The following is a 24363-nucleotide window of genomic DNA, read 5'->3' as shown; positions in this document are numbered from 1 at the left end:
GTATTCAGCTGGGCTGAATGGTCTGGGTGTGCCAGCCGGGACCGTCGGCACCGGCCTCGCCCGGCGCCTGCTCGACCGCCGCCTGGCGCAGCGCGGCCAGCACCCGGGCCAGCCCCGGCGCCCCTTCGGAGCCGCGCCGGACGGCCGCGACGACATGGCGGCGCGGCTGGTCGCCGGAGAGCACCCGCAGCGCGACCCCGGAGCCGGACCCGCCACGCCCTTCGCCGTCACCGGGGCCGCCCCGCTCCAGGGCGCCGATGCCGCCCGCCATCGCCATCCGGGGCACCAGCGCGACGCCCATCCCGGCCGCGACCATCGCCCAGATCGCGTTCCAGTCGGCCGCGGCATGCGCCCGCTCGGGCACGAACCCGGCGTTCTCACAGGCGGTGGTGGTGATCTGGGACCAGGGCCCGCTGCTGCCGAAGATCCACGGCTCGCCCGCCAGGTCGGCGAGGCGCAGCCCGGGCTCGCCGGCCAGCGGGTGCCCGGCCGGCAGCGCCACGTCCAGCGGATCGGCGAGCAGCGAGACCCGGCTGAACTTGGGGTCGCGCGGGGTGGGTGCGTGCGCCGCCAGCGAGAGCGCCAGATCGACGCTGCCCTCCGCCAGCAGCTCGTACGCGGCCTCCGCCTCCGCCTCGCGTACGACGACCGACAGTCCCGGGTGCGTACGGCGCAGCTCCTGGACGGCGGGGACCACGAGCGCGGGGATGGCGGTGGAGAACGCCCCGACCCGCACCTGGCCGGCGTCGCCCTGGAGGTAGCCGAGCAACTCCGCGTCGGCGCGCTCCAGTTGGGCGAAGACCGCCTCGGCGTGCCGCAGCACCAGCTGGGCGGCGCCGGTCAGCCGCACCCGCCGGCCGTGCGCCTCCAGGAGTGTCACGCCGAGCGCCTTGGCCAGTCCGGTCAGCTGCTGGGAGACCGCCGACGGCGTCATGTGCAGCGCCTCGGCGGTCGCGGTGACCGTGCCCCGCTCCTGGAGGGTGCGCAGGATCCGCAGCTTCTTGATGTCCCAGTCGGCCATGCCGGCAGCGTACGCAGTCAGCGGCGGCCGCCGGCACCGAGCGCGACGCCCGCGACGATCAGGGCCATGCAGAGCAGTTGCACCGGCGTCACGGCCTCACCCAGAACGGCGAACGACAACAGTGCGACACAGACCGGCTGGAGGTAGTAGACGACCCCGGCCCGCGCGGCGCCTATCAGGGCGATGGCCTTGTTCCAGGTGAAGTAGGCGACGGCGGACGAGAAGACGCCTATGTAGAGGAGCGGTCCGACCGTCCGTGCGGTGGGCGCGAAGCCGCCCTCCGCCGCGAGGCTGACGCCGTACGCGGGCAGCAGCATCGCGGCGCCGAGCGCGAACGTCATGAAGAGGAACGACACCCCGCCGATCCCCTCGGGGCGGCGGCGCAGCAGGACGCTGTAGCCGGCGAAGGTGGCCGTCGCGGCGAGCATCCACAGGTCGCCGCCGGCGAAGCCGAGACCGAGGACGGCGGCCGGCGAGCCCTTGCCGACCAGCGTCACCACACCGGCCAGCGCGAGCGCCATCCCGGCGGTCCGCCGCCCGCCGAGCCGCTCCCCGCCGCGCGCGAACAGGGCGATCAGCACCGGCGAGGCGGCCGCGATCATGGCCATGTTGGTGGCCGAGGTGGAGCGTCCGGCTTGGTAGATGAGGGTGTTGAAGAGGGTGACGCCGAGCAGCGCGGCGAGCGTCAGGAAGCCGAGGTGGCGGCGGATGACCGGCCCCTCGCGGCGGACCCGCCCGACGGCGAACGGCGCGACCGCGAGCAGCGCGATGATCCACCGCCAGAAGGCGGTCTGGACGGGCGGGACGGTGTCGTGCAGGGCGCGGGCGATGACGAAGTTGCCCGACCAGACGACGGTCGCCGTCAGGGCGAGCGTCAGCCCGGCTCCCTGCGCGGACAGCGGCGTACGACGGTCGCGGACCTCTTCCAGGACTGCCACGGTTTCCTCTCCTCGGGGCTGGTGGAGTTCCACCGTGACAGCCCTGGAACCATCAGGTCCATCGAATATTTTCCATCATTCCTTGCAGGAAATCTGAAAGATCGCGACCCCTGACCTCCGGCCCCACCCTGCGGCCGGCCCGGCTCAGCGGCGGGCCTCGCGGCGGGCACGGATGGCCGCCTGCCGCTCCTCGAACTTGCGGGCCTGGGCGTCCAGACCGTCCATGTAGAGCCCGAGCTCCTCCTGGGCCGCCAGACCGGCCGGGCCCAGGCCGCTGATCTCCAGCACCTTCAGGAAGCGCAGGACGGGCTGCAGCACGTCGTCGTGGTGGATCCGGAGGTTGTAGATCCCGCCGAGGGCCATCCGGGCCGCGGCCCGCTCGAAGCCGGGGATGCCGTGGCCGGGCATCCGGAAGCCGGTGACCACGTCCCGCACCGCGCACATGGTCTGGTCGGGGGCCATCTCGAAGGCCGCCCCGAGCAGGTTCCGGTAGAAGAGCATGTGCAGGTTCTCGTCGGCGGCGATCCGGGCCAGCATCCGGTCGCAGACCGGGTCACCGGAGTGGTGGCCGGTGTTGCGGTGCGAGATCCGGGTGGCCAGCTCCTGGAAGGCGACGTAGGCCACCGAGTGCAGCATGCTGTGCGAGTTGTCGGACTCGAAGCCCTCCGACATGTGGGCCATGCGGAACCGCTCCAGCTCGTCCGGGTCGACGGCCCGGCTGGTGAGCAGGTAGTCACGCATGACGATGCCGTGCCGGCCCTCCTCGGCGGTCCAGCGGTGCACCCAGGTGCCCCAGGCGCCGTCGCGCCCGAAGAGGGTGGCGATCTCGTGGTGGTAGCTGGGGAGGTTGTCCTCGGTGAGGAGGTTGACCACCAGGGCGGTCCGGCCGATGTCGCTGACCTTGGACTGCTCGGGCGCCCACTCCTCGCCGTCCTCCAGCACCCCGGGGAAGTTCCGGCCGTCGCTCCAGGGGACGTACTGGTGGGGCATCCACTCCTTGGCGACCTTCAGGTGCCGGTTGAGCTCCTTCTCGACGACCTCTTCGAGTGCGTAGAGCAGCTTGGCGTCGCTCCACGCGGCCTGGCCGAGCTCTCCGTTGTGGGCGGGGGCGATGGTCACGGGGAACTCCTGGGGACGATGAGCTACGGGACCGTAGGTTGAACCTACGGCTGCGTAGGTTACGTCATCGTAGGTGTGCTCCGGTTAAGTGATCCGCTCGCGCAAATCGGCCGAAAATCGCGCGATAGCCGTTTCGCAACCCGTTTTTCACCTGCGGAAATAGCCGGGTACGACAAAGGGCGCCACTCGGTTGTTGTAACCGAGCGGCGCCCTGGAAGGTCGCCGGGGCCCGTGCGGGGCCCGGGGTACGGCCGGGGCTCAGCCCTGGGACTTCGCCTTGCGGGACTTGTCGGTCAGAATGACCAGCCCGGCGATGACGAGGAAGAGCACGATGGGGGCAACGACATAAAGGCCGAGCGTCTGGGCGACGTTCAGACCGGGACCCGGGTCGTCACCATCGTCGCGGGTGAGCGCAAACGCGGGGGACGACATCAGCAGCATCAGCGCGGTGCCGGCGGTGACGGTTCCGGCGCGCAGGGCATTCTTCTTGACCTTGTTGCTCACGAACATCAACGTATCGGACGCCTCGCCGCCCCGCGCGCCCGGGGTGGGCATCGACGGACCGGCCCACCGGGCGGCCGCGGACCGGACGGCCGGGGACGGGCCGATCAGCCCGCCGGGCCCCGGCTGCGGTGCAGGGTGACCGGTGCGAGACGAGCCCGCCCGCGGGCCTCCTCGACCACGACCCGGACGGCATCCGCGGTCACCGGCCCCGGGAGGGCCAGGATGCGCCGGTGCCCGATCGTGGTGCCGTGCGCGATCGCGGTCCAGTGCCCGCCGCTGCGCGCCTGCACGGTGAACCGCTCGACCCGCTGGCCGTGCCGGATGTCCTCGGCGAGCCCGATCCGGTCGAAGGTCCACGGCCCGCGCCCGGCCGCCCGCAGGTCCCGTCCGTAGGTGTCGCGCACGGCGGCCCCGAAGGCGGTGAGCGAGGCGACGTCCCCGGCGTCGACCCGGCCGTCCCGGGCGGGCGGCACGTTCAGCAGCAGCGAGGCGTTGCGGCCCACGCTCCTCTCGTACAGGTCCATCAGCTGCGCCGGCGTCTTCGGGCGCTCGCCGGGGTGGTGGAACCAGCCGGGCCGGATCGAGACGTCCGCCTCGGCCGGATACCACTGGAGGTACCTGGTGGTGGGGGCGAGCAGTTTCGCGCGGGAGCCGATGTCGGGGTCGGTGGAGTCGTTCGGCAGCCCGCCGAGGACGGTCCAGGGGTCCTGGGCGTGCGGGGTGACGCTCCACTCCGTCTCGCGGGCGACGCCGTTCTCGTTGCCGACCCAGCGCACGCCCTGCGGCCCCTGGAAGACCACGGTGTCCGGGGAGAGCGCGTGGATCACCCGGAACCACTGCGCGAGGTGGTACGGCTCGGTGATCCCCGAGCCGGACCACGGGTTCGCGCCGTCCAGCCACAGCTCGTCGAGGGGCCCGTACCGGGTGAACAGCTCGTAGACCTGGTTGAGGTAGTAGGCGTCGTAGTCGTCGGCCAGGACGTGGAAGGTGGGGAGCCTGCCGCTGCGGACGGCGGCGGCGCGGTCGTCGCCGGGGACCAGGGTGGGGATCGTCCGGGCGGTGACCGCGCTGCCGTTGCCGAAGCGGCCCAGGCCGCGCGGTGCGTGGTCGCCGTCCTCCAGGGCGACCCGCTCGGGCAGGGTGAGCTCCTTGCCCTCCTGCTGCTTCTTGCGGATCTCCGCGACCCACCGGGCGTGCCAGGCGTGCGGGAGCTCGGCCCCGTCGGAGGGCGAGAGATAGAGGCCGACCTTGAGGCCGGCCCGGCGGGCGGCCCGCACGTAGGCACCGACGACATCGGGGCGCCCGGGGCTCGCCGCGACGGAGTGCGGGGTGTAGCGGCTCGGGTAGAGGACGAAGCCGTCGTGGTGCTTGGCGGTGAGCATCACCTGCTCGGCACCGGCCGCCTTGTAGGCGCGCATCCACTGGTCGACGTCGAGCCGGGCGGGCGCGAACAGCCTCTCGTCCTCGGCGCCCGAGCCCCATTCCCGGCCCGTGAAGGTGTTCATGCCGAAGTGCGTGAAGGCGGTGATCTCCCGCTGCTGCCAGGCGAGTTGGCCCGTCGTGGGGACGATGTGGGCGGCCTTGTCGATGATCCGGGCGGGGGTGTCGCAGGGCTCGACCGTCATCTGGGAGGCGGGGCGTACCGGGCGGTCGCAGGGGCCGGCGGCGGGCGGCGGCTGGGCCAGGGAGCGGGGGGCGGGCAGGAGCGCGGCGGCCGCGGTCAGTGCGAGCGCGCAGAGCGCCCGCCGGGTGCTGCGAAGTGCCATGGTTCCCTCCAACTCGCCGACCACGCACGGGCAGTGGTCGGATGTCTGGATGGTGTCCACGGCATGGTGCCGGACGGCACGACGGACCGGAAGGGTCCTCGCGGCCACGACAGCGACGGCGGCGAAGGGCCGGCGGAAACCCGACTACCGCTGGCCGTCGGCCAGTTCGCGCAGCAAGGCGTGCAGCCGCGGTGAGGCGGCCAGCTCCTCCAGGGTCTGCGGCCGCCCGTCCGCACCGGCCACCGGAAGCCGCCAGTTCGGGTATTCCTCCCATGTTCCCGGGAGGTTCTGCGGACGCCGGTCGCCCACCGCGTCCGGCAGCCAGACCCCGACCAGCTGTGCCGGGGTGCGCAGCAGGAAGCGGTGCACGGCCCTGATGACCGCCTCCTCGTCGCCGGCCCCCTCGGGCAGCAGGCCCCGGCGGGTCAACTCCCCGAACCAGGCGGCGAGTTCACCCCTCGCGCGGGACCGTTCGCGCTCCGGGGACCCGGCGAGCAGTCCGAGCCGTTCGCGCAGGGCGAGGTCGTCGCCGGTCAGCCGGGCCGCGGTGGTGGGCAGGTCGTGGGTGGTGACGGTGGCGAGGCAGTCGCTGCGCCATTCGTCGGGGGCCAGGATGCGGGCCTCGCCGCCGGTCGCCGGGTCCACACCGGCGTAGTCCCGCTCGAACCACAGCACCGAGGTGCCGAGGACGCCCCGCTCCGCGAGCGCCTCGCGCACGCCCGGTTCGACGGTGCCCAGGTCCTCGCCGATCACCGCGGCGCCGGCCCGGTGCGCCTCCAGGGCCAGCACCGAGAGCATCGCCTCCCCGTCGTAGCGCACGTAGGCGCCCTCGGTCGGCGGCCGGCCCTCGGGGACCCACCACAGCCGGAACAGGCCCATGACGTGGTCGATGCGCAGGGCGCCGGCGTGCCGCAGCAGTCCGCGCAGCAGCTCGCGGTAGGGGGCGTAGCCGGTGGCGGCCAGTGCGTCCGGGCGCCACGGGGGCAGGCCCCAGTCCTGGCCGCGGGCGTTGAAGGCGTCCGGCGGCGCCCCGATGGACATGCCGGCGGCGAACGCGTCCTGCTGGGCCCAGGTGTCGGCGCCGGAGGGGTGCACGCCGACGGCGAGGTCGTGCACCAGCCCGATGGGCATCCCGGCCTCCTTGGCGGCCCGTTGGGCGGCGGCGAGCTGCTGGTCGGTGAACCAGGCGAGCCGGCAGTGGAAGTCGATCCGGTCCATCAGCCGCGGCCGCAGCCGGGCGGTGCCGGCGGACCTCGGGTCGCGCAGCCCGGCCGGCCAGGTCCGCCAGTCGGGGCCGTGCCGCTCGGCGAGGGCGTACCAGGTGGCGTGGTCCTCCAGCGCCTGGCCCCCTTCGGCGAGGAAGTCGCAGTACGCGGCCCGGCGGCCCGGTGAGAGCGGGACCGCGCAGAGCAGCTCCAGGGCCTCGCGCTTGAGCTCCCAGACCGCGTCCCGGTCGATCAGCGCACCCCGCTCCAATACGCCGTCCCGCAGCGCGTGGGCCCGCGCGGCCAGTTCGTCGGCGCGTAACCGGGCGGCGCCGGTCAGCTGGGCGTACTCCGGGATCTGCTCGATGCGCAGATGGACCGGGTCGGGGAAGCGGCGCGAGGAGGGGCGGTAGGGCGAGGGGTCGGTGGGCGGGCCGGGGACGGCCGCGTGCAGCGGGTTGAGCTGGACGAATCCGCTGCCCAGGGCGCGCCCGGACCAGGCGGCGAGGTCGGCGAGGTCACCCAGGTCGCCCATGCCCCAGGAGTGCCGGGACAGCAGGGAGTAGAGCTGCACCAGGAAGCCGTGACTGCGGGCGGGTGGGGCGGGCACCCGGTCGGGGGCGACGATCAGCCGGGCGCGGGCGCTGCGGCCGTCGGGCGCCTCGGCGTGCAGCGTGTGCAGGCCCAGCGGCAGCCGGGCGAGCGCCGGTCCGGCGCCCTCGTGCGGCCCGTCGTGCGGATGCCGCGGTACGTCGTGGGACTGCCCGTCCTCGGCCTCCACCCGCAGGGCGGTGCCTTCGGGGAGGCCGGTGAGGTCGGGCGGCCGGCCCGGGCGGGCGACGACCGCGGGGGGAAGCAGGGCGCGGCCCGCGGCGTCCTCGTACGCGGCGAGCGCGGTGCGTACGGCGTCCGGGGTCGAGGCGTCGACCCCCAGTGCGGCGAGCACGGCGACGACGGTGTCGTCGGTGATCTGGACGCTTCTGCCCGGTGCCGGTTCGTACGACGTCGCGATGCCGTGCAACCGGGCGAGCCGCGCGCGGCCCATGGGTCGTCAGACCTCCATGGACTCCGTCCCCAGGCCGGCGGCTGTCGGCTCGCTGGTCAGCGGCAGCTCGGCGGCGATCGGGACCTCGCTGGTCAGGGGCGCGGCGTCGGCGAGCGGCGGCTCGCTGGTGAGGGGCGGCTCGGCGAAGCTGTAGGAGCCGGAGCCGTCGAGGCCGGAATCGGGGTCGGAGACCCCGTCGAAGAGATCGCGCTCCACGGTCGCACCTCCCGGTTTGGAGGACAGGGCGTCGAGGAGCAGCTGAGCGGATGCGGCCACGAAGGCCTCCCGTTCATCGGTAGTGGGACACGTTGGCCCTACCCAGTCGGCACGATCGCAGACGCAATCACCCACGAAACGTGACTCACGTCACAGTATGCCGTACGCAGGCGATTTCCCCGCGCACACCGCCGCGGTACGCGAAGAACGCGGTGGGAGCGGGCCGGCACAGGAAGTTCTGCGGGCCGGCGGACCCGGCGGATCCGCCTTGCGGCAGCGACCGTAACCGGCGCAAAGCCTCCGCTCCGGGACCCCCGCCATCGCCCGGTTGACACCCTCACCGCCACAATGGTGGGCTCACGGCCGAAGGTCTGTCCGAACGGACCTCGGGCGGGGAGACCAGCGGAAAGTTCAGGGGACATACGGGGGGCCGGCGCGAGCCGGCGAGCATGCGGACGCGGACGAGGAGCAGCCGTGCGAGGCCGGGGCGTGTGGGGCGTCGGAAGAATCGGTAGGAACGGCAGGGGGAGCGGCGCGGGCACCCGGGCACGGGTGGCGGGGACCACCGCACTGGCCGCCGCGGTCATCGGGGGCCTGCTCGGCGGGGTGCCCAGCGCCCAGGCGGCACCGGCCGACCCGGCCGCCGGGAGTCCCGACCAGCCGGACCGGCCGGCCGGGGCCGGGCAGCTGCCCGCCGTCTGGCCGCGGCCGCAGTCGCTGCGCGCGCTCGGCGACCCGGTCCCGCTCGGCGACGCGGCCGTCGTGGTGGCCGCCCCCGGCACCGACACCTACGCACTGGACGTGGTGCGCGGCCTGCTGCGGGACGCCGGGGTGCGCACGGTGCACCAGGTGGCGCCCGGCGAGCGGCTGCCCGCGTCCGGGCCGGTGATCCGCATCGGCGGCGCACCGGCCGAGGACGCCCTGCGGGCCCTGCGCGCACCGGCTCGCGGCGACCTCCCCGCCGGCGGCTACCGCCTCGCCGTGGGCCAGGTCGACGGCCGCGACACGGTGGCCCTGGACGGCGTCGGCCCGGACGGCCTCTTCCACGCCGCGCAGACCCTCCGGCAGCTCGTCACGGACGGCCCGGACAGCCGTCGGCAGCTGGCCTCCGTGGTCGTCCGGGACTGGCCCGGTACGGCCGTGCGCGGCACCACCGAGGGCTTCTACGGGCAGCCGTGGAGCCAGGCGCAGCGCCTGGCCCAGCTGGACTTCATGGGCCGCACCAAGCAGAACCGCTATCTGTACGCGCCCGGCGACGACCCGTACCGCCAGGCCCGCTGGCGCGATCCGTACCCGGCCGAGGAGCGCGCCGCGTTCCGGACGCTGGCCGAGCGGGCCCGCGCCAACCACGTCACGCTCGGCTGGGCCCTCGCCCCCGGCCAGGCGCTGTGCTTCTCCTCACAGGAGGACCTGCGGGCGCTGCGCCGCAAGGTGGACGCGATGTGGGCGCTGGGCGTGCGCTCCTTCCAGCTGCAGTTCCAGGACGTCGCCTACGACGAATGGCACTGCGGCGCCGACGAGGACGCCTTCGGCACCGGGCCGCAGGCCGCCGCCCGGGCCCAGGCCAAGGTCGCGGGCGCGCTCGCCGACCACCTCCACGAACGGCACCCGGACGCCGCGCCGCTGTCGCTGATGCCGACCGAGTACTACCAGGACGGCTCGACGGCGTACCGCGACGCGCTCGCCGAGGCGCTCGGCGACCGGGTCGAGGTGGCCTGGACCGGCGTCGGCGTGGTCCCGCGGACCATCACCGGCGGGGAGCTGGTCACGGCCCGCCAGGCGTTCGGCCACCCCCTGGTGACCATGGACAACTACCCGGTCAACGACTACGCCCAGGACCGGATCTTCCTGGGCCCGTACCGGGGCCGCGAACCGGCCGTGGCCACCGGGTCGGCGGCGCTGCTCGCCAACGCGATGGAGCAGCCGCTGGCGTCCCGCATCCCGCTGTTCACCGCCGCCGACTACGCCTGGAACCCGCGCGCCTACCGTCCGGCGGAATCCTGGGACGCGGCCATCGACGACCTGGCGGGCGGCGCCCCGCGGGGCCGGGCGGCGCTGCGCGCCCTCGCCGGGAACGCCTCGTCCTCGCTGCTGAACACGAGCGAGTCCGGCTATCTGCGGCCGCTGATCGACCGCTTCTGGGAGACCCGCGAGGCCGCGGTCAACACCGGCCGGCCCGGCAGGGACGCGGACTACGCCAAGGCGGCCAAGGCGCTGCGGGCCGCCTTCCACACCATGAGCACCGCACCCGACGACCTCCGTTCCGACCTGGCCGCCGAAATCCGGCCGTGGGCCGCGCAGTTGGCCCGTTACGGCCGGGCCGGCGAGCAGGCCGTGGACACGCTCGTGGCGCAGGCCGGGGAGGACGGGGACGCCGCCTGGTCGGCGCAGCGGGAGGTGCAGCGGCTGCGCAAGGAGATCGCGCACAGCCCGGCGACCGTCGGCAAGGGGGTGCTCGCCCCGTTCCTGGACCGGGCGATGACCGAGGCCGACGCCTGGACCGGCGCCCGGCGCGACACCCCGCGCCCCGACGAGGGCGCCGACCCGACCGCGCTGACCGTGCCGTTCGGCCGGGTCCGCCCGCTGGCCGCGGTCACCGCGCTGACCGACCCCGGCCCGTCCGCGGGCGCCGTCTCCCTGGAGGCGCACGTCCCCGGCGAGGGCTGGCGCCGCCTCGGCCGGCTGTCCGCGACCGGCTGGACGGAGTCCGCAACCCCCCGGCTGCGCGCCGACGCGGTCCGGCTGACCTGGGCGAACGGCGCCGAGGCACCGTCCGTTCACGCCCTGACCCCGTGGTTCGCGGACACCCCGGCGGCCGGTCTGGAACTCTCCCGCACGGAGTCGGACGCGCAGACCGGCGGCAGCGCCCGGGTGGACGCCCGGATCTTCTCCCGGCGCCCCGAGGACGTCCGCGGCAAGCTGACGGTCAAGGCTCCCAAGGGCTTCACCGTGCACGCGCCCGAGGAGGTCACCGCGCCGCGCGGCGGCACCGCGACGGTCCCGCTCACCGTCGACGTCCCCGAGGGCACCCCCTCCGGCACGTACCGGATCCCGGTGGAGTTCGACGGCGCCGAGCAGACCCTGACCGTGCGTGCCTATCCGCGCACCGGCGGCAAGGACCTGGCGCGCGGCACGGTCGCCACCTCCTCCGGCGACGAGACCCCCGACTTCCCGGCGTCCGCCGCCACCGACGGCAATCCCGCGACCCGCTGGTCCTCCCCCGCCGAGGACGGCGCCTGGCTGCAGTTCGCGCTGGCCCACCCGACCCGCCTGGGCCGGCTCGTCCTCCACTGGCAGGACGCCTACGCCGCCCGCTACCGCATCCAGGTCTCACCGGACGGCCGCAGCTGGCGCACGGCGGCGACCGTACGGGACGGCAAGGGCGGCCGGGAGTCGATCAGGATGGACGCGAAGGACGCCCGCTTCGTCCGCATCCAGGGCGACAAGCGAGCGACCCGGTTCGGCTACTCGCTGTGGTCGGTGGAGGCTTACGCGGTCGAAGACCGCAAATGACTGTCGAAGACCGCAACTAACTGTCGAAGACCGCAAATGACTGCCGAAGACCGCAGATGACTGTCGTCGAAGACCGCAGATGACTGTCGTCGAAGACCGACGGCAGGTGACTGCTGGTCGTGTCCGGGCGGGTGGAACCGAGTTCCGCCCGCCCGGACACGACGAAGGCCCGGCCTATGCCGACACGGCATCGATCCGGGCCAAGGCGTCGTCCGCGCCGTACGGCTGCAAATAAGGCAGCCAGCGCGGATCACGATGCCCCGTGCCGATGATCCGCCACGCCAGTCCTGACGGCGGGGCGGGCTGATGGCGCAGCCGCCAGCCGATCTCGGCTACGTGGCGGTCCGCCTTGACGTGGTTGCAGCGCCGGCAGGCGGCGACGACGTTCTCCCAGGTGTGCTGACCTCCGCGGCTGCGCGGGATGACGTGGTCGACGCTGGTTGCGACGCCACCGCAGTACATACAGCGACCGCCGTCACGCGCGAAGAGCGCCCGGCGGGTCAGTGGCACGGGGCCACGAAAGGGCACCCGCACGAACCGCTTCAGGCGGACCACGCTGGGGGCCGGAATGACACGGGTCGCGCTGTGCATCAGGGCGCCGGACTCCTCGAGGCTGATGGCCTTCTCATTGAGGACGAGGATGAGCGCGCGGCGGAGCGGTACGACGCCGAGCGGCTCGTACGACGCGTTGAGGACCAGGACATGCGGCACGGGTGCCTCCTTGTACGCCGGCGGCGCGTGGCTCGCGCCGGGACGATCTCTCCACAGTGTCCCCCGGTGCCTGGTCGGAGCGCCACCATGACCGGGTAACGGCCCGGAGGTGTTTTCCACCACACCCCCGCCGGTCCCGCCGGATACGGCTCATTACGGCCTTCCGCGGACGTGACCGGTCGAACACGGGCGCGGGCCACCCAGGTTGCCCCGTTAGTGTGGTTGGTCAGCCCGGTCGCCGGCCCCCACAACGGCCCGGGTCTGCTGTCCCACACGGAAGGTTCGACTGTGTTCTGGTCCGCTTCGACGGTCGCCGCCGCGCACCTGCGCGCCGCCCCCGCCGGTTCCTCCGGCCCGTCCTCGCTCGACGAGGCCACGGAGAAGGCCACCAACGCCGCCGGCTGGGTGCAGGAGAACTGGGGGACGTGGCTCACGTCCGGCCTGCAGATCCTGCTCATCCTCGTGATCGCGGTCGTGCTGCGGCATGTGATACGCCGCACGATCACCAAGCTCATCGAGCGGATGAACCGCACCGCGGCCGCCGCCCAGGGCACCGCGCTGGGCGGGCTGCTGGTCAACGCCGAGCGCCGCCGGCAGCGGTCCGAGGCGATCGGCTCGGTGCTGCGCAGCGTCGCCTCCTTCGTGATCATGGGCACGGCCGCGCTGACGGTCCTGTCGGTCCTGCAGATCAACCTGGCGCCGCTGCTCGCGAGCGCGGGCGTGGCGGGCGTCGCGATCGGTTTCGGCGCCCGCAACCTGGTCACGGACTTCCTCTCCGGCGTCTTCATGATCCTTGAGGACCAGTACGGCGTCGGCGACGAGATCGACGCGGGGGTGGCCACCGGTACGGTCATCGAGGTCGGTCTGCGGGTCACCAAGCTGCGCGGCCCGAACGGCGCGATCTGGTACATACGCAACGGCGAGGTGAAGCGGATCGGCAACCTCAGCCAGGGCTGGTCCACGGCCGCCGTGGACGTCGTCCTCGCCGCCGACCAGGACCTCCAGCGGGCCCGGGACACGATCACCGCGGCCGGTGAGGAGATGTCGAAGTCCGAGCCGTGGAACGAGCAGCTGTGGGAGCCGGTGGAGGTCCTCGGCCTCAGCGAGGTGCACCTCGACACGGTCACCCTCTCGGTCGCCGCCAAGACCATGCCGGGCAAGGCCGCGGGCGTGGAGCGCGAACTGCGCTGGCGCATCAAGCGGGCCCTGGACGCCGCCGGTGTCCACCTCGCCCCGCGCCCGGCCCCCGACGAGGAGGAAGAGCTCCCCGCCGCGGATCCCACCGCCGCCATCGCCGCCCCCTCGGCGCTCAACAACCCCACGTCGCCGCAGGCCCAGGCCACGGAGCCGCTGGCGGCGGCGCCGAAGTCGGTGAAGTAGGCCGCTCCCCGCGCATTCCGGGAGGGGCGTACCGCTGCCGTGCGGTGCGCCCCTCCCTTGCGTTCACGCCGGCCGCCGCACGCGCGCCCTCCGCGTGCGGGCGCTGCGCCGGCCGCGTTCGGCCAACTCACCCCGCCGCACCCATTGACGCCGCCGGGCGGGCCGCCTACCTTCCTGTTCATCGATTGGAAGGTTTCCTAACAGATGGGTGGCCGGTCGGCCACCGGTGAACGGGGTGACGGTCTTGGCCGGTGGGCAGCAGGCACAGGGAACGCCCGGAACGCCACGGGTGTTGCGCGCCATGAACGACCGGGCGGCGCTCGACCTGCTGGTGTCGCAGGGCCCGCTGACCCGTACCCAGATCGGCGAGCTGACCGGGCTGTCGAAGCCCACCGCCTCGCAGCTGCTGGCCCGGCTGGAGGCGGCCGGACTGGTGCGCACGACCGGCAACGTGACCGGGCGGCCGGGCCCCAACGCGCAGCTCTACGAGGTCGATCCGGCGGCCGCGCAGGTCGCCGCGCTGGCCGTGGACCAGCTGGGGATCACCGCCGCGGTCGCCGACATCACCGGGCGGGTGCTCGGCGAGGAGCGGGTCGGCACCGACGCCGTCGGCGCGGACGTACCGAACCGCACGGCGCGGCTCGTCGCCGAGGCCGTCGACGGGGCGCTGGCCAAGGCCGGACTGGGCCGCGAGCAGCTGCACGGGACGGTGATCGGCACGCCCGGCGCCCTGGACCCGGGAACCGGCCGGCTGCGCTACGCCCCGCACCTGCCGGGCTGGCACTCGCGCGCGCTGAAGGAAGAGCTCGCCGAGGTGCTGGGCACGCCGATCACCATCGAGAACGACGTGAACCTGGCGGCGGTCGCCGAGCAACACGACGGTGCGGCCCAGGACTTCGACGACTTCGTGCTGGTGTGGGCCGACGAGGGCGTGGGCGCCGCCATCGTGCTCGGCGGCCGGCTGCTGCGGGGGGCCACCGGAGGCGCCGGCGAGATCGGCTACATGCCGCTGCCGGGCGCGCCGCTGTCCCGGGGCGGTGACCGCAGCGCCGCACGACCGGACGCCGGCGGCGGCTTCCAACGGCTGGTCGGCTCCCCCAGCGTCATCGAGCTGGCCCATGCGTACGGGGCGCCCGAGGTCCGCACCGTCGACGAGGCGCTGGCCAGGGACGACGTACGGGAAGAGGTCGCGCGGCGGCTGGCCACCGGGCTGGCCGCCGTGGTGGCGGTGGTCGACCCGCGGCTGGTGGTGCTCTCCGGGGAGGTCCCGCAGGCCGGCGGAGAGGCGCTGCGCGCCCTGGTCGAGGAGGAATTCACCGGACTCGCGCTGCCCCGCCCGGAATTGCGGCTCAGCGACATCGACGGCAATCCCATTCTCATCGGCGCGCTGCGCACCGCGCTCGCGGAGGCCCGCGATGCGGTGTTCGACACGACGGGCTGAGCCGCCCGGCCGGACCGTTCCCCCGGAAGTCTCCCGCCGTGCGGGAAGTCCTTCTCGCCGCAAAGGAAGTCCGCCATGCCGCTTACCCGTCTGCGCGACCGGCTTTCCGTGGCGCTGGCCGGTGCCGGGCTGCTCCTGTCCGGCTGCGCCCATCCGAGCGTCGGCAGTGACCGTGACGACCCGACCGAGCCGGTCACCCTCACCTTCTGGCACGGCTGGTCGACGCCGGGCGAAATGAAGGCCATCAACGATTCGGTCACCCGGTTCGAGAAACGGCACCGCAACATCACGGTGAAGGTCGTCCCGAACGTCACCGACGAGACGATGAACCAGGCCCTGCGGGCCGGCGGGGACGACGCACCGGACGTGGTCTCGTCCTTCACCACCAACAATGTCGGGCAGTACTGCTCGTCGGGGATGTGGGCGGACCTCGACCCGTTCCTCGCGAAAACGGGGGTGGTGAAGGAGAAGGTCTTCCCGAAAACCCTGCTGGACTACACGAGTTACCGGGGCAAGCAGTGCGCGCTGCCGCTGCTCGCCGATTCCTACGGGCTCTACTACAACAAGGACGCCTTCAAGGAGGCGGGCATCACCCGGCCCCCGCGGACCATGTCCGAACTGAAACGGGACGCCGTCGCACTCACCCGGCGCACCAAGGACGGCTCCTACCGACGGGTGGGATTCATGCCCGACTTCCGCCTCTACCAGAACAGTCCGGACCGGCTGTTCGCGCAGTGGGAACCCCGCTACTTCGACGCCCACGGGAAATCCCGGCTGGCGAAGGACCCGTCGACCCGGCAGTTCCTCACCTTCCAGCGGGACCTGATCGAGGCCCAGGGCGGCTACGGACCGCTGGAGAGATTCCGCACCACCTTCGGCGACGAGATGTCCTCCCAGAACGCCTTCCTGACACAGAAGGTGGCCATGCACCTGGACGGTGAATGGCGCGGACTGATGCTGCGGCAGGCCAAGGCCCCGTTCGGCTGGGACACCGCGCCGATGCCGGTGCCCGACGACCGGGCCGACACCTACGGCAAGGGATATCTGACCGGCACCGTCATCGGTATCGCGCACAGCAGCACCCACCAGAACGCGGCCTGGGAACTGGTGAAATTCCTGACCACGGACACCGATCAGGTGGTCCGGTTCGCCAATGCCATCCACAACGTGCCGTCCACGAAAGCGGCCCTGAAATCCCCGGAGCTGGACGCCGACCCGACGTTCCGCACCTTCCTGCGCATCGCACAGAACCCGCGCAGCGTCGCGCTCCCGCCGTCCGCCAACGGCGGGCAGTACGTCACCGCCCTGCAGGACTTCTCCTACGACGTCGAGGCCGGAAGGGTCCCCGATATCGGCAAGGGCCTGCGCGCACTCGACGCCCAGATCGACGCCGACACCCTCCAGTCCGAGAACTGACGGCCAAAACCCTCCGGTCCGCGCGATGACGGCCGGGACGGACGGCCGGTGAACCGACGGAGAACCGCCATGGCAACCACGACCACCGCCCCCGCACCGGCGCCCGCACTCCGGCGCAAACGCGCCCGCGAACGGCTGCGCCTCCTCGGCTTCCTCTCCCCGTGGCTGGTCGGGTTCTCGGTGTTCTTCGGCTATCCGCTGCTCGCCACCGGCTATTTCTCCGTCATGCACTACAACCAGATCGAACCGCCCGAATTCGTGGGCCTGCGGAACTGGAGATACGTCCTCACGCAGATGCCGCTGTTCGGCCCGGCGCTGTGGAACACGCTGTGGCTGGTCGTCGTGATGGTCGCCCTGCGGGTGGTGTTCGGCCTGGGCATCGGCCTGCTCGTCACCAAGCTCAAAACCGGCGTCGGATTCTTCCGCACCGCCTTCTACCTGCCCTACCTGGCGCCGCCGGTGGCCGCCACCGTCGCCTTCGTCTTCCTCCTCAATCCCGGCACCGGACCGGTCAACGAGATCCTCGGCACGCTCGGGATTCCCGCGCCGTCCTGGTTCAACGACCCCGCCTGGGCCAAACCCTCACTGGTGATGCTGTCGCTGTGGGGCATCGGCGACCTGATGGTGATCTTCATGGCGGCGCTGCTGGACGTGCCGAAGGAGCAGTACGAGGCCGCCGAACTGGACGGTGCGGGCGCCTGGGGGAGGTTCCGGTACGTCACCTGGCCGTCGATCACCCCGATCGTGCTGTTCGCGGTGGTCACCGGCGTCGTCCAGACCATGCAGTACTACACCCAGGCGCTGGTGGCCGGAAAGCTCGCCTCCGGCGTCTCCATCGGACCCGGCACCGTCATCCAGCCCGGCTACCCGGACCACTCCACCCTCACCGTCCCGCAGCTCGTCTACTCCCTCGGCTTCCAGAACTTCAACACCGGCGCGGCGTGCGTGCTCTCCCTCGTGCTCTTCGTCATCGCCATGGCCGTCACCACCCTGCTGATGCGCAAGCGCGCCGGCCTGCTCCCGGCGGAGGACTGACCGATGACCACCACGACCCTCAACGCCCCCACCGCGCCGGCCCGCACCGGCCACCCCGGAGACGGCATCGCCGGTACCCGCGCCCGCCGCACCCGGCTGCTGCACTGGATCGCGGTGCACACCGTCGCCGTCGCCGCCGCCCTCTCCTTCGTGCTCCCCTTCGTCTTCGTCTTCCTGACGTCCGTGATGAGCGACCGCCAGGCCATGAGCGGCGAGCTCTGGCCGGACACCTGGCACTGGTCCAACTACGTGACGGTCTTCGAGACCCCCGGATTCCTGGACTGGTGGAAGAACTCCCTGATGTACGCGGGCCTGGGCACCCTCTTCACCGTGTGCTCGGCCGTCCCCGTCGCCTACGCGCTCGCCAAGTTCCGCTTCCGCGGCCGCCGCACCGCGCTCGTCCTCGTCCTCGCCACCACGATGCTGCCGCCACAGGTCGTCGTGATCCCCATGTACCTGGTGTGGGCCCAGCAGTTCCACCTGGCCGGCTCGCTGTGGCCGCTGATCATCCCGATGGCGTTCGGCGACGCGTACTCCATCTTCCTGCTGCGGCAGTTCCTGCTGACCATCCCGCAGGAGTACCTGGAATCGGCGAAGGTCGACGGCTGCGGCGAACTGCGCACCCTGCTGCGGATCGTCGTGCCGATGTCCAGACCGGGCATCGCCGCGATCGCGCTCTTCCAGTTCTTCTTCTGCTGGAACGACTACTTCGGCCCGCAGATCTACGCCGCGCAGAACCCCGCCGCCTGGACGCTCTCCTACGGACTGGAGTCCTTCAAGAGCGCCCACAGCGTCAACTGGAACCTCACCATGGCCGCGACGCTGCTGGTCATGGCACCCGTGATCATCGTTTTCTTCTTCGCGCAGAAGGCCTTCGTCGAAGGCGTCACCCTCACCGGAGTAAAGGGCTGAGAACGGATATGAAGCTCGCAGTGGTCGGCGGCGGCTCGACCTACACCCCCGAACTCATCGACGGCTTCGCCCGGCTGCGGGACGTGCTGCCGCTGGCGGAACTCGTCCTCGTCGACCCGGCCCCGGACCGGCTTCGGATGGTGGGCGGCCTGGCCCGGCGGATCTTCGCCAGACAGGGCCACCCGGGCCGGATCACCTGGACCGACGACCTGGCCGCCGGTATCGACGGCGCCGACGCCGTCCTGCTCCAGCTGCGCATCGGCGGCCAGGCCGCCCGCAACCAGGACGAGACCTGGCCGCTGGAGTGCGGCTGCGTCGGCCAGGAGACCACCGGCGCCGGCGGCCTCGCCAAGGCGCTGCGGACCGTGCCCGTCGTCCTCGACATCGCCGAACGGGTCCGCCGGACCAACCCGGACGCCTGGATCATCGACTTCACCAACCCGGTCGGCATCGTGACCCGCGCACTGCTGCAGGCGGGCCACAAGGCGGTCGGCCTGTGCAACGTGGCGATCGGCTTCCAGCGGAAGTTCGCCGCACTGCTGGGCGTCGCCCCCGACCAGGTCGTCCTGGAACACGTCGGGCTCAACCACCTCACCTGGGAGCGGTCGGTCCGCGTCGCCGGCGAGGACGTCCTCCCCGAACTGCTCACCGAGCACGCCGACGCCCTCGCCGCCGATCTGCGCCTCCCCCGGCACGTCCTGGACCGCCTCGGCACCGTCCCCTCCTACTACCTGCGCTACTACTACCAACACGACGCGGTGGTCGAGGAGTTGCGCGGCAAACCGTCCCGGGCCGCCGAGGTCGCCGCCATCGAGCAGCAGCTGCTCACCCTCTACGCCGACCCCGCGCTCGACGAGAAGCCGGAACTGCTGTCCCGGCGCGGCGGCGCCTACTACTCCGAGGCGGCGGTGGCGCTGACCTCCTCCCTGCTGGCGGACACCGGCGACACCCAGGTCGTCAACGCCCGCAACAACGGCACGCTGCCCTTCCTCCCCGATGACGCGGTCATTGAGGTCCCCGCCACCGTGGACGCAACCGGCGCCACCCCCCTCCCCGTACGCCCCCTGGAGCCCCTCTACGCCGGCCTGATCGCCCACGTCACCGCCTACGAGCAACTGGCCCTGGACGCCGCGCTGCACGGCGGCCGCGACCGGGTCTTCGCCGCGCTCCTCTCCCACCCCCTCATCGGCCAGATCGACCACGCCGACCGGCTCACCGACCTGCTGATCGCGCACAACCGGGAGCACCTCACGTGGGCCTGACCGGCACGGCGCTCGCCATCGACGCGGGCAACAGCAAGACCGACGTGGCGCTGGTGACCACCGACGGCCGGCTGCTCGGCTCGGCGCGCGGCGGCGGTTTCCAGCCACCGGTGGTCGGCACCGCCCGCGCGGTCGACACCCTCGCGCCCCTGGTGGCCGCCGCCCTCGCGGAAGCCGGACTGTCCGGCCCCGTCGGCCACCTCTCCGCCTTCCTCGCCAACGCCGACTTCCCGGCGGAGGAGGCGGCACTGGCCACGGAGATCACCGCCCGCGGCTGGGCCCGTACGGTGTCCGTCCGCAACGACACCTTCGCGCTGCTGCGGGCCGGACTGCCGGACGACGGGGAGCCGGTGGGGGTGGCGGTGGTGTGCGGGGCCGGCATCAACTGCGCGGGCCTGGGCCACGGCGGGGCCACCGCCCGCTTCCCGTCCGTCGGGCGGATCTCCGGCGACTGGGGCGGCGGTGCGCACCTCGCCGACGAGGCACTGTGGTCGGCGGCCCGCGCCGAGGACGGCCGCGGCGACCCCACCGCACTCGCCCGCGCCCTGCCCGCCCACTTCGGGCTGACCACCATGGCCGAACTGATCGAGGCCCTCCACCTGGGCCGCATCCCCCCGCACCGCCGCCACGAACTCACCCCGCTGCTCTTCACCGTGGCGGCCGACGGCGACCCGCTGGCCCGCACCCTCGTCGCCCGGCAGGCCGAGGAGATCGCCGCCATGGCCACCGTCGCCCTGCGCCGCCTGGACCTCCTCGCCGACCCCACCCCCGTCGTCCTCGGCGGCAGCGTCCTGGCCGCCCGCCACCCCCTCCTCCACGACCACCTCACCCGCCTGCTGTCCGAACGCGCCCCCAAGGCCGTCCCCCACGTCCTCACCGCCCCACCCGTCCTCGGCGCCGCCCTCGCCACCCTGGACCAGGCAGCGGCCCCACCAGGCGCTTACGGGCGCCTGCGGGGGGCTTATGGGTGACCGGCGCCGGCGGTGGGCTCGTCGCTCCGGGGGAAGCGGGTGAAGTGGGGGTGTTGCGGCGTTGCGGCGTTGCGGCGTTGCGGCGTTATGGCATTACGGCCGAGGTTCGTCCGGCCGGGAACGCCTTGGCCGGGAATGCCTTGGCGGGGAATGCCTTGGCGGGCAGTTCGGTTGGCGGAGAGGCAACGGACGCAACGGCTCCCGGCCTGGCCGGCCCCTGAACCGGCCAGCTCCTGAACCGGCCAGCTCCTGAACGGGCCGGCTCCTGAAGTGGTCACCTCCTGAACCGGCCGGATCCTGAACTGGTCAGCTCCCAGCCTGGCCAGCTCCTGGCCTAGGCCCTGACCCACCAGCTCTCCGGACCCGAGCCCCTGAGCCGAGCCCGGGTTCCACCCGACGCCCGTGCCCCGACCTCCAGCCGGCAGCCCACCCGCACCCCCTCCCCTTGGGGCCTCCCCCCCGGGACTCGGGGGCTCCGGACCTCCAACCCCCGGGGCTCCAGCCCCCCTGGGCCCCCCACACCTCCGGGTCTCCGGATCTCCGGGCCTCCGCCCCCGCGCCTCCGGAGCCCCAAACCTCCAGGCCTCCGACTCAGCCCACCCGCACCCCGTCCCCCCGGCGGGTCTCCGTGCGCTCGCCTGGGGCCAGGACGAGGGGTGGCAGTGGGTCGGTCGGGGGTGCGGTGGCGGGGTGGGAGTGGTTGCTCTCCGTGAGGATGGTGATGGGGTGGGTGGTGTCGTTGATGATGACGCTCGGGGTGCCGTCCGAGCGGTGGTCGAGGGGGTAGGTGCCGTGCGGGTCGATGTATGTGGTGGTGCCGATCGTGAGGAAACCGCTGGCAGAGGGGTTGGTCAGTGGTGCTGATGCGTCAGTCTGCGTGCGGTTGGCGAGTGGGGCGAGGAGTGTGCGGATGCGGTGCATGGTGACCTCCGGACATTGGGGCGCGGTGGTCAGGTCGTCTGGCTCCGCGCTCGACTGCTCTTGCTTTCGTCACTGAGAGTAGTCGAATGAGGGTGGGGGTGGTAGCGGCGCGCGGAGCGAGGAGGGGGCGTGGAGGTGAGGTTCACGCTCCCCCTTGGGGCGATTCCTTCGCCGAGGGGACTCAGCCGTCGACAGGCGCTCAGCCGTCGACAGGCCCTCAGTCGTCGGCAGGCGCTCAGTCCTCGAGCGGAAGAGCCAGGTCGCGTACGTGGCCGGCGAGGAGGAGGACGGCGGCGTCGACGGCGGCCTGGGGGTCCTGGGCGCGGATGGCGTCGGCGAGCCGGGCGTGCGGATCGGTGGCGGCCGCGGTGGCGGTGTCCAGGCAGGCGGCGCGGCGGAGTTCCTCGCGCAGGGCGGCGCTGAGGGAGCGGTAGATGTCCGCGAGCACGGGGTTGTCGCTGGCCTCCGCGACCAGGACGTGGAACTCCGCGTCGGCGGCGGTGAAGGTCTCGGCGTCGTGGGCGGCGAGCGCGGCCTTGCGGCGGGCCAGTGCGGCCTCGATACCGGCGAGTTGGGTGTCCGTACGGTGCTTGGCGGCCTGGCGGGCGGCGACCACGTCGAGGCCCTGGCGGACCTGGGTGACGTGGCTGAGCTCGGCGCGTTCGAGCCGGCGGCGGAGGGCGACCGCGCTGTCGTCGTCGGAGATCACGAAGGTCCCGTCGCCCTGCCGGGGTTCGAGGAGGCCGGAGTGGACGAGCGAGCGGACGGCCTCGCGGACCGAGGCGCGGCTGACACCGAGGGATTCGGACAGGGCGTTCTCGGGCGGGATGCGGCTGCCCACCGGCCAGGTGCCGTTCACGATCTGGGAGCGGATCTCGTCGGTCGCGGTCTCCACGAGCGACACCCTGCCCTTGCGGACGGGCTGCATGAGATCACTTCCCTTCGGGTGGTCGGTGGTCGGTGGTCGATGGTGGGTGGTGGGTGGTCGGTGGTGGGTCCGGCCTGTTCTGGCGCCTCGTGGGTTTCTGCTGGCGTCTCGCGGCGTTCTTCTGGCGTCCTCTGGCCGCTTCTGATGTCTTCTGGCGTCTTCTGATGTCTGATGTGTTCGGTGTCCGTCCAGGTCACGAGGAGGGGCGGGCTCCGGCCGTCACTTTAGTGCGGTGGCGGCGGGCCGGGGTCGTGCGCCGGTCCACCGACAGCACCGGCTCGTGGGGCCGCTGTGCGCCGGTGGCGAGGGCGATCGGGGCAAGATCGAGCCAATCGCGGTGTGCGTGTCGGTGGTGGCGGACATACTGCTGCCCATGCACCGGTCCTTGTCGTGAGCGCGTTCGGGCGCCGCGGACGGACGGCCGGTGGCGTATCAGCGACCCAGGGGGAGGATCTGTGTCGTCCGTGCCGACCAGCAGCGCGGCGCCGCCCGCTCCGGCGCGCCGTCCGGCCTGGGCCGAGGGGCTGGACGAGCTGCGGGCCGCGGCGACGACCGAGCCGGGGCGGCTGCGGGTGATCGGGGCGGTGCTGGCGCTGCTGGTGCTGGTCTTCGGGGCGGCCGCGGCGTGGCAGGTCGCGGACCGGGCGGCGGCCGCGGAGGACGTGGTGGAGCGCAGTCAGCCGCTGACGGCGGACGCGGCGAGCATCTACCGCTCGCTGGCGGACGCGGACACCACGGCCGCCGGCGGGTTCCTGGCGGGCGGGAAGGGCGATGCGGCGACCCGGCAGCGTTACGGCAAGGACATCGCCACCGCGGCGGAGCTGCTGACGAAGGCGGCGCAGAGTGCCCGGGGTTCGGACGGCGCGGGTGAGCAGATCGCCCGGCTCAACCGCCAGTTGCCGCAGTACACGGGCCTGGTGGAGACGGCGCGGGCGAACAACCGGCAGGGGCTGCCGCTGGGCGGGGCGTATCTGCGGTATGCGAACGAGCGGATGCGGACGGAACTCCTCCCGGCCGCCCGGGCGTTGTACGAGGCGGAGACGGACCGGCTGGCGGCGGACTACGCCGATGCGAAGGCCTGGCCGTGGGCGGCGCTGGTGGCGGGGGTGCTGGCGGTGGCCGCGCTGAGGTGGGCGCAGCGGCGGCATTACCGGCGGACGAACCGCGTGTTCAACCGCGGGCTGGTGGCGGCCACGGCCGCGTCGGTGGCGGTGTTGTTGTGGCTCGTGGTGGGGCATGCGGTGGCGCGCGCGGAGCTGACGGCGTCGTACGAGCACGGCGCCCGGTCGTTGCGGGTGCTCAATGAGGCGCGGATCGATGCGTTGCAGGCGCGCGGGGACGAGAATCTGACGCTGGTGGCGCGCGGTGCGGTGCTCACGGATGATCAGCAGGACTTCTACGAGGCCGGTTTCCGCAGCCGGATGACGGATCTGGCGGGGGCGGGTGAGCGGGGTCCGGCGGCGGCGCGGAGCCGGTTGGGGTCGGCGCTGGCGCTGGCGGACGACGAGGCGGGGCGGGCGCCGGTGCGCGCCGCGCTGGCGTCCGTACGCCAGTGGCAGGTGCGGCATGCCGAGGCGCGGGCGGCGGACGAGAAGGGGGATTACGAGCGGGCGCTGGCGAAGGTGGTCGGCGGGGCGGGTTCGACGGGCGAGTCCTGCGACCGGGTGGCGTCGGGGCTGTCCCGGGCGCTGGTGCACGAGCAGGCGGAGTTCCGCACGGCGGCGGACGCCGGGCGGGGGGCGCTGGGCGGGCTGCCGGAGGGGGCCGGGGCGCTGACACTGGTGGGGGCGCTGGGTGCGGTGCTGGGGATCGGGCGCAGGCTGGCGGAGTACCGATGAGTGTCCAACGACCGGCAGGCGGCGGAGGACCGGTGCGCGGAGTACCGGCGAGCGGCGAACCACCAGTGGGCGGAGTACCGGCGAGCGGCGGATTGCCGGTCAAGGGCGACGTGCCGGTGCCCGGAGTGCCGGCCAGCGGCGAACGACCGGCAGGCGGCGAACGACCGGTGGGCGGACTACCGGCGAGCGGCGAACCACCGGTGCGCGGCGTGCCGGTGAGT

19 protein-coding genes are annotated in these 24363 nt (G+C 73.1%); 9 read left to right on the top strand and 10 right to left on the bottom strand.

Going from position 1 to position 24363, the window contains the following annotated elements:
• Window positions 1–4: 4 nt before the first annotated feature.
• The 7 genes from V2J85_RS13535 to V2J85_RS13505 form a co-directional block, all read right to left on the bottom strand.
• Window positions 5–1021, bottom strand: coding sequence for a LysR family transcriptional regulator (locus V2J85_RS13535; protein WP_261951453.1), 1017 nt, complete (start codon window positions 1019–1021; stop codon window positions 5–7).
• A 17-nt stretch (window positions 1022–1038) separates the two neighbouring features.
• Window positions 1039–1959 (bottom strand): DMT family transporter, encoded by a 921-nt coding sequence (locus V2J85_RS13530; protein ID WP_419836776.1) that lies wholly within the window; start codon window positions 1957–1959, stop codon window positions 1039–1041.
• Between the two features lie 144 nt (window positions 1960–2103).
• Window positions 2104–3078, bottom strand: a complete 975-nt coding sequence (locus V2J85_RS13525; protein WP_261951452.1) for an acyl-ACP desaturase — start codon at window positions 3076–3078, stop codon at window positions 2104–2106.
• 258 nt (window positions 3079–3336) lie between these two features.
• On the bottom strand, window positions 3337–3582 hold the full coding sequence (locus V2J85_RS13520) for a hypothetical protein (protein ID WP_261951451.1): 246 nt from the start codon (window positions 3580–3582) through the stop codon (window positions 3337–3339).
• A 104-nt stretch (window positions 3583–3686) separates the two neighbouring features.
• Complete coding sequence (locus V2J85_RS13515) at window positions 3687–5348, bottom strand: alpha-L-fucosidase (RefSeq protein ID WP_330821715.1); 1662 nt, start codon at window positions 5346–5348, stop codon at window positions 3687–3689.
• Between the two features lie 144 nt (window positions 5349–5492).
• Window positions 5493–7598, bottom strand: coding sequence for a 4-alpha-glucanotransferase (gene malQ, locus V2J85_RS13510; protein ID WP_330821713.1), 2106 nt, complete (start codon window positions 7596–7598; stop codon window positions 5493–5495).
• Window positions 7599–7604: 6 nt separating this feature from the next.
• Complete coding sequence (locus V2J85_RS13505; RefSeq protein ID WP_261951448.1) at window positions 7605–7874, bottom strand: hypothetical protein; 270 nt, start codon at window positions 7872–7874, stop codon at window positions 7605–7607.
• Between the two features lie 492 nt (window positions 7875–8366).
• Between V2J85_RS13505 and V2J85_RS13500 the strand changes: the two genes are divergently transcribed.
• Window positions 8367–11327, top strand: coding sequence for a glycoside hydrolase family 84 protein (locus V2J85_RS13500; RefSeq protein ID WP_330821712.1), 2961 nt, complete (start codon window positions 8367–8369; stop codon window positions 11325–11327).
• A 174-nt stretch (window positions 11328–11501) separates the two neighbouring features.
• Here the strand turns inward: V2J85_RS13500 and V2J85_RS13495 are convergent, their stop codons facing one another.
• The gene (locus V2J85_RS13495) at window positions 11502–12038 is read right to left on the bottom strand and encodes an HNH endonuclease (RefSeq protein WP_261951446.1); all 537 of its coding nucleotides are present in this window, start codon (window positions 12036–12038) and stop codon (window positions 11502–11504) included.
• Between the two features lie 288 nt (window positions 12039–12326).
• Between V2J85_RS13495 and V2J85_RS13490 the strand changes: the two genes are divergently transcribed.
• The 7 genes from V2J85_RS13490 to V2J85_RS13460 all read left to right on the top strand — a co-directional run bounded on the left by V2J85_RS13490 (window position 12327) and on the right by V2J85_RS13460 (window position 20455).
• Window positions 12327–13418: a mechanosensitive ion channel family protein gene (locus V2J85_RS13490; RefSeq protein ID WP_261951445.1), complete on the top strand. Its 1092-nt coding sequence runs from the start codon at window positions 12327–12329 to the stop codon at window positions 13416–13418.
• Window positions 13419–13719: 301 nt separating this feature from the next.
• Window positions 13720–14859, top strand: coding sequence for an ROK family transcriptional regulator (locus V2J85_RS13485; RefSeq protein WP_265362712.1), 1140 nt, complete (start codon window positions 13720–13722; stop codon window positions 14857–14859).
• 75 nt (window positions 14860–14934) lie between these two features.
• Window positions 14935–16275, top strand: coding sequence for an ABC transporter substrate-binding protein (locus V2J85_RS13480; RefSeq protein ID WP_330821711.1), 1341 nt, complete (start codon window positions 14935–14937; stop codon window positions 16273–16275).
• 69 nt (window positions 16276–16344) lie between these two features.
• Window positions 16345–17310 carry a carbohydrate ABC transporter permease gene (locus tag V2J85_RS13475; protein ID WP_261951442.1) on the top strand — a complete coding sequence of 322 codons (966 nt, stop codon included), beginning with the start codon at window positions 16345–16347 and terminating at the stop codon, window positions 17308–17310.
• Window positions 17311–17313: 3 nt separating this feature from the next.
• Window positions 17314–18222, top strand: coding sequence for a carbohydrate ABC transporter permease (locus V2J85_RS13470; RefSeq protein WP_330821710.1), 909 nt, complete (start codon window positions 17314–17316; stop codon window positions 18220–18222).
• A gap of 8 nt (window positions 18223–18230) precedes the next feature.
• A complete protein-coding gene (locus V2J85_RS13465) occupies window positions 18231–19484 on the top strand; it encodes a 6-phospho-beta-glucosidase (protein ID WP_261951440.1) in 1254 nt (417 codons plus the stop codon).
• Window positions 19475–20455: an N-acetylglucosamine kinase gene (locus tag V2J85_RS13460; RefSeq protein WP_261951439.1), complete on the top strand. Its 981-nt coding sequence runs from the start codon at window positions 19475–19477 to the stop codon at window positions 20453–20455. Before V2J85_RS13465 ends, V2J85_RS13460 begins: the two co-directional genes overlap by 10 nt.
• A gap of 591 nt (window positions 20456–21046) precedes the next feature.
• On the opposite strand, the gene V2J85_RS13455 is transcribed toward V2J85_RS13460, so the two are convergent.
• The gene (locus V2J85_RS13455) at window positions 21047–21376 is read right to left on the bottom strand and encodes a hypothetical protein (RefSeq protein ID WP_330821709.1); all 330 of its coding nucleotides are present in this window, start codon (window positions 21374–21376) and stop codon (window positions 21047–21049) included.
• Between the two features lie 235 nt (window positions 21377–21611).
• A complete protein-coding gene (locus tag V2J85_RS13450; protein ID WP_330821708.1) occupies window positions 21612–22304 on the bottom strand; it encodes a FadR/GntR family transcriptional regulator in 693 nt (230 codons plus the stop codon).
• 464 nt (window positions 22305–22768) lie between these two features.
• On the opposite strand from V2J85_RS13450, the gene V2J85_RS13445 reads away from it, so the two are divergent.
• Window positions 22769–24142 carry a hypothetical protein gene (locus tag V2J85_RS13445; RefSeq protein ID WP_330821707.1) on the top strand — a complete coding sequence of 458 codons (1374 nt, stop codon included), beginning with the start codon at window positions 22769–22771 and terminating at the stop codon, window positions 24140–24142.
• The last annotated feature ends 221 nt before the right edge of the window (window positions 24143–24363 follow it).

Source organism: Streptomyces bugieae, from assembly GCF_036352915.1.
Classification (GTDB): domain Bacteria; phylum Actinomycetota; class Actinomycetes; order Streptomycetales; family Streptomycetaceae; genus Streptomyces; species Streptomyces endophytica.
Note: the sequence above shows the minus strand (reverse complement) of the source record. Positions and strands in the feature narration are given on the sequence as shown.

Bases quoted from the DNA above. Each gene is read 5' to 3' on its own strand.
- V2J85_RS13455 (WP_330821709.1), bottom strand. From the start codon at position 21,376: ATGCACCGCATCCGCACACTCCTCGCCCCACTCGCCAACCGCACGCAG.
- malQ (WP_330821713.1), bottom strand. From the start codon at position 7,598: ATGGGCCGCGCGCGGCTCGCCCGGTTGCACGGCATCGCGACGTCGTAC.
- V2J85_RS13480 (WP_330821711.1), top strand. From the start codon at position 14,935: ATGCCGCTTACCCGTCTGCGCGACCGGCTTTCCGTGGCGCTGGCCGGT.
- V2J85_RS13465 (WP_261951440.1), top strand. From the start codon at position 18,231: ATGAAGCTCGCAGTGGTCGGCGGCGGCTCGACCTACACCCCCGAACTC.
- V2J85_RS13475 (WP_261951442.1), top strand. From the start codon at position 16,345: ATGGCAACCACGACCACCGCCCCCGCACCGGCGCCCGCACTCCGGCGC.
- V2J85_RS13485 (WP_265362712.1), top strand. From the start codon at position 13,720: ATGAACGACCGGGCGGCGCTCGACCTGCTGGTGTCGCAGGGCCCGCTG.
- V2J85_RS13450 (WP_330821708.1), bottom strand. From the start codon at position 22,304: ATGCAGCCCGTCCGCAAGGGCAGGGTGTCGCTCGTGGAGACCGCGACC.
- V2J85_RS13535 (WP_261951453.1), bottom strand. From the start codon at position 1,021: ATGGCCGACTGGGACATCAAGAAGCTGCGGATCCTGCGCACCCTCCAG.
- V2J85_RS13515 (WP_330821715.1), bottom strand. From the start codon at position 5,348: ATGGCACTTCGCAGCACCCGGCGGGCGCTCTGCGCGCTCGCACTGACC.
- V2J85_RS13470 (WP_330821710.1), top strand. From the start codon at position 17,314: ATGACCACCACGACCCTCAACGCCCCCACCGCGCCGGCCCGCACCGGC.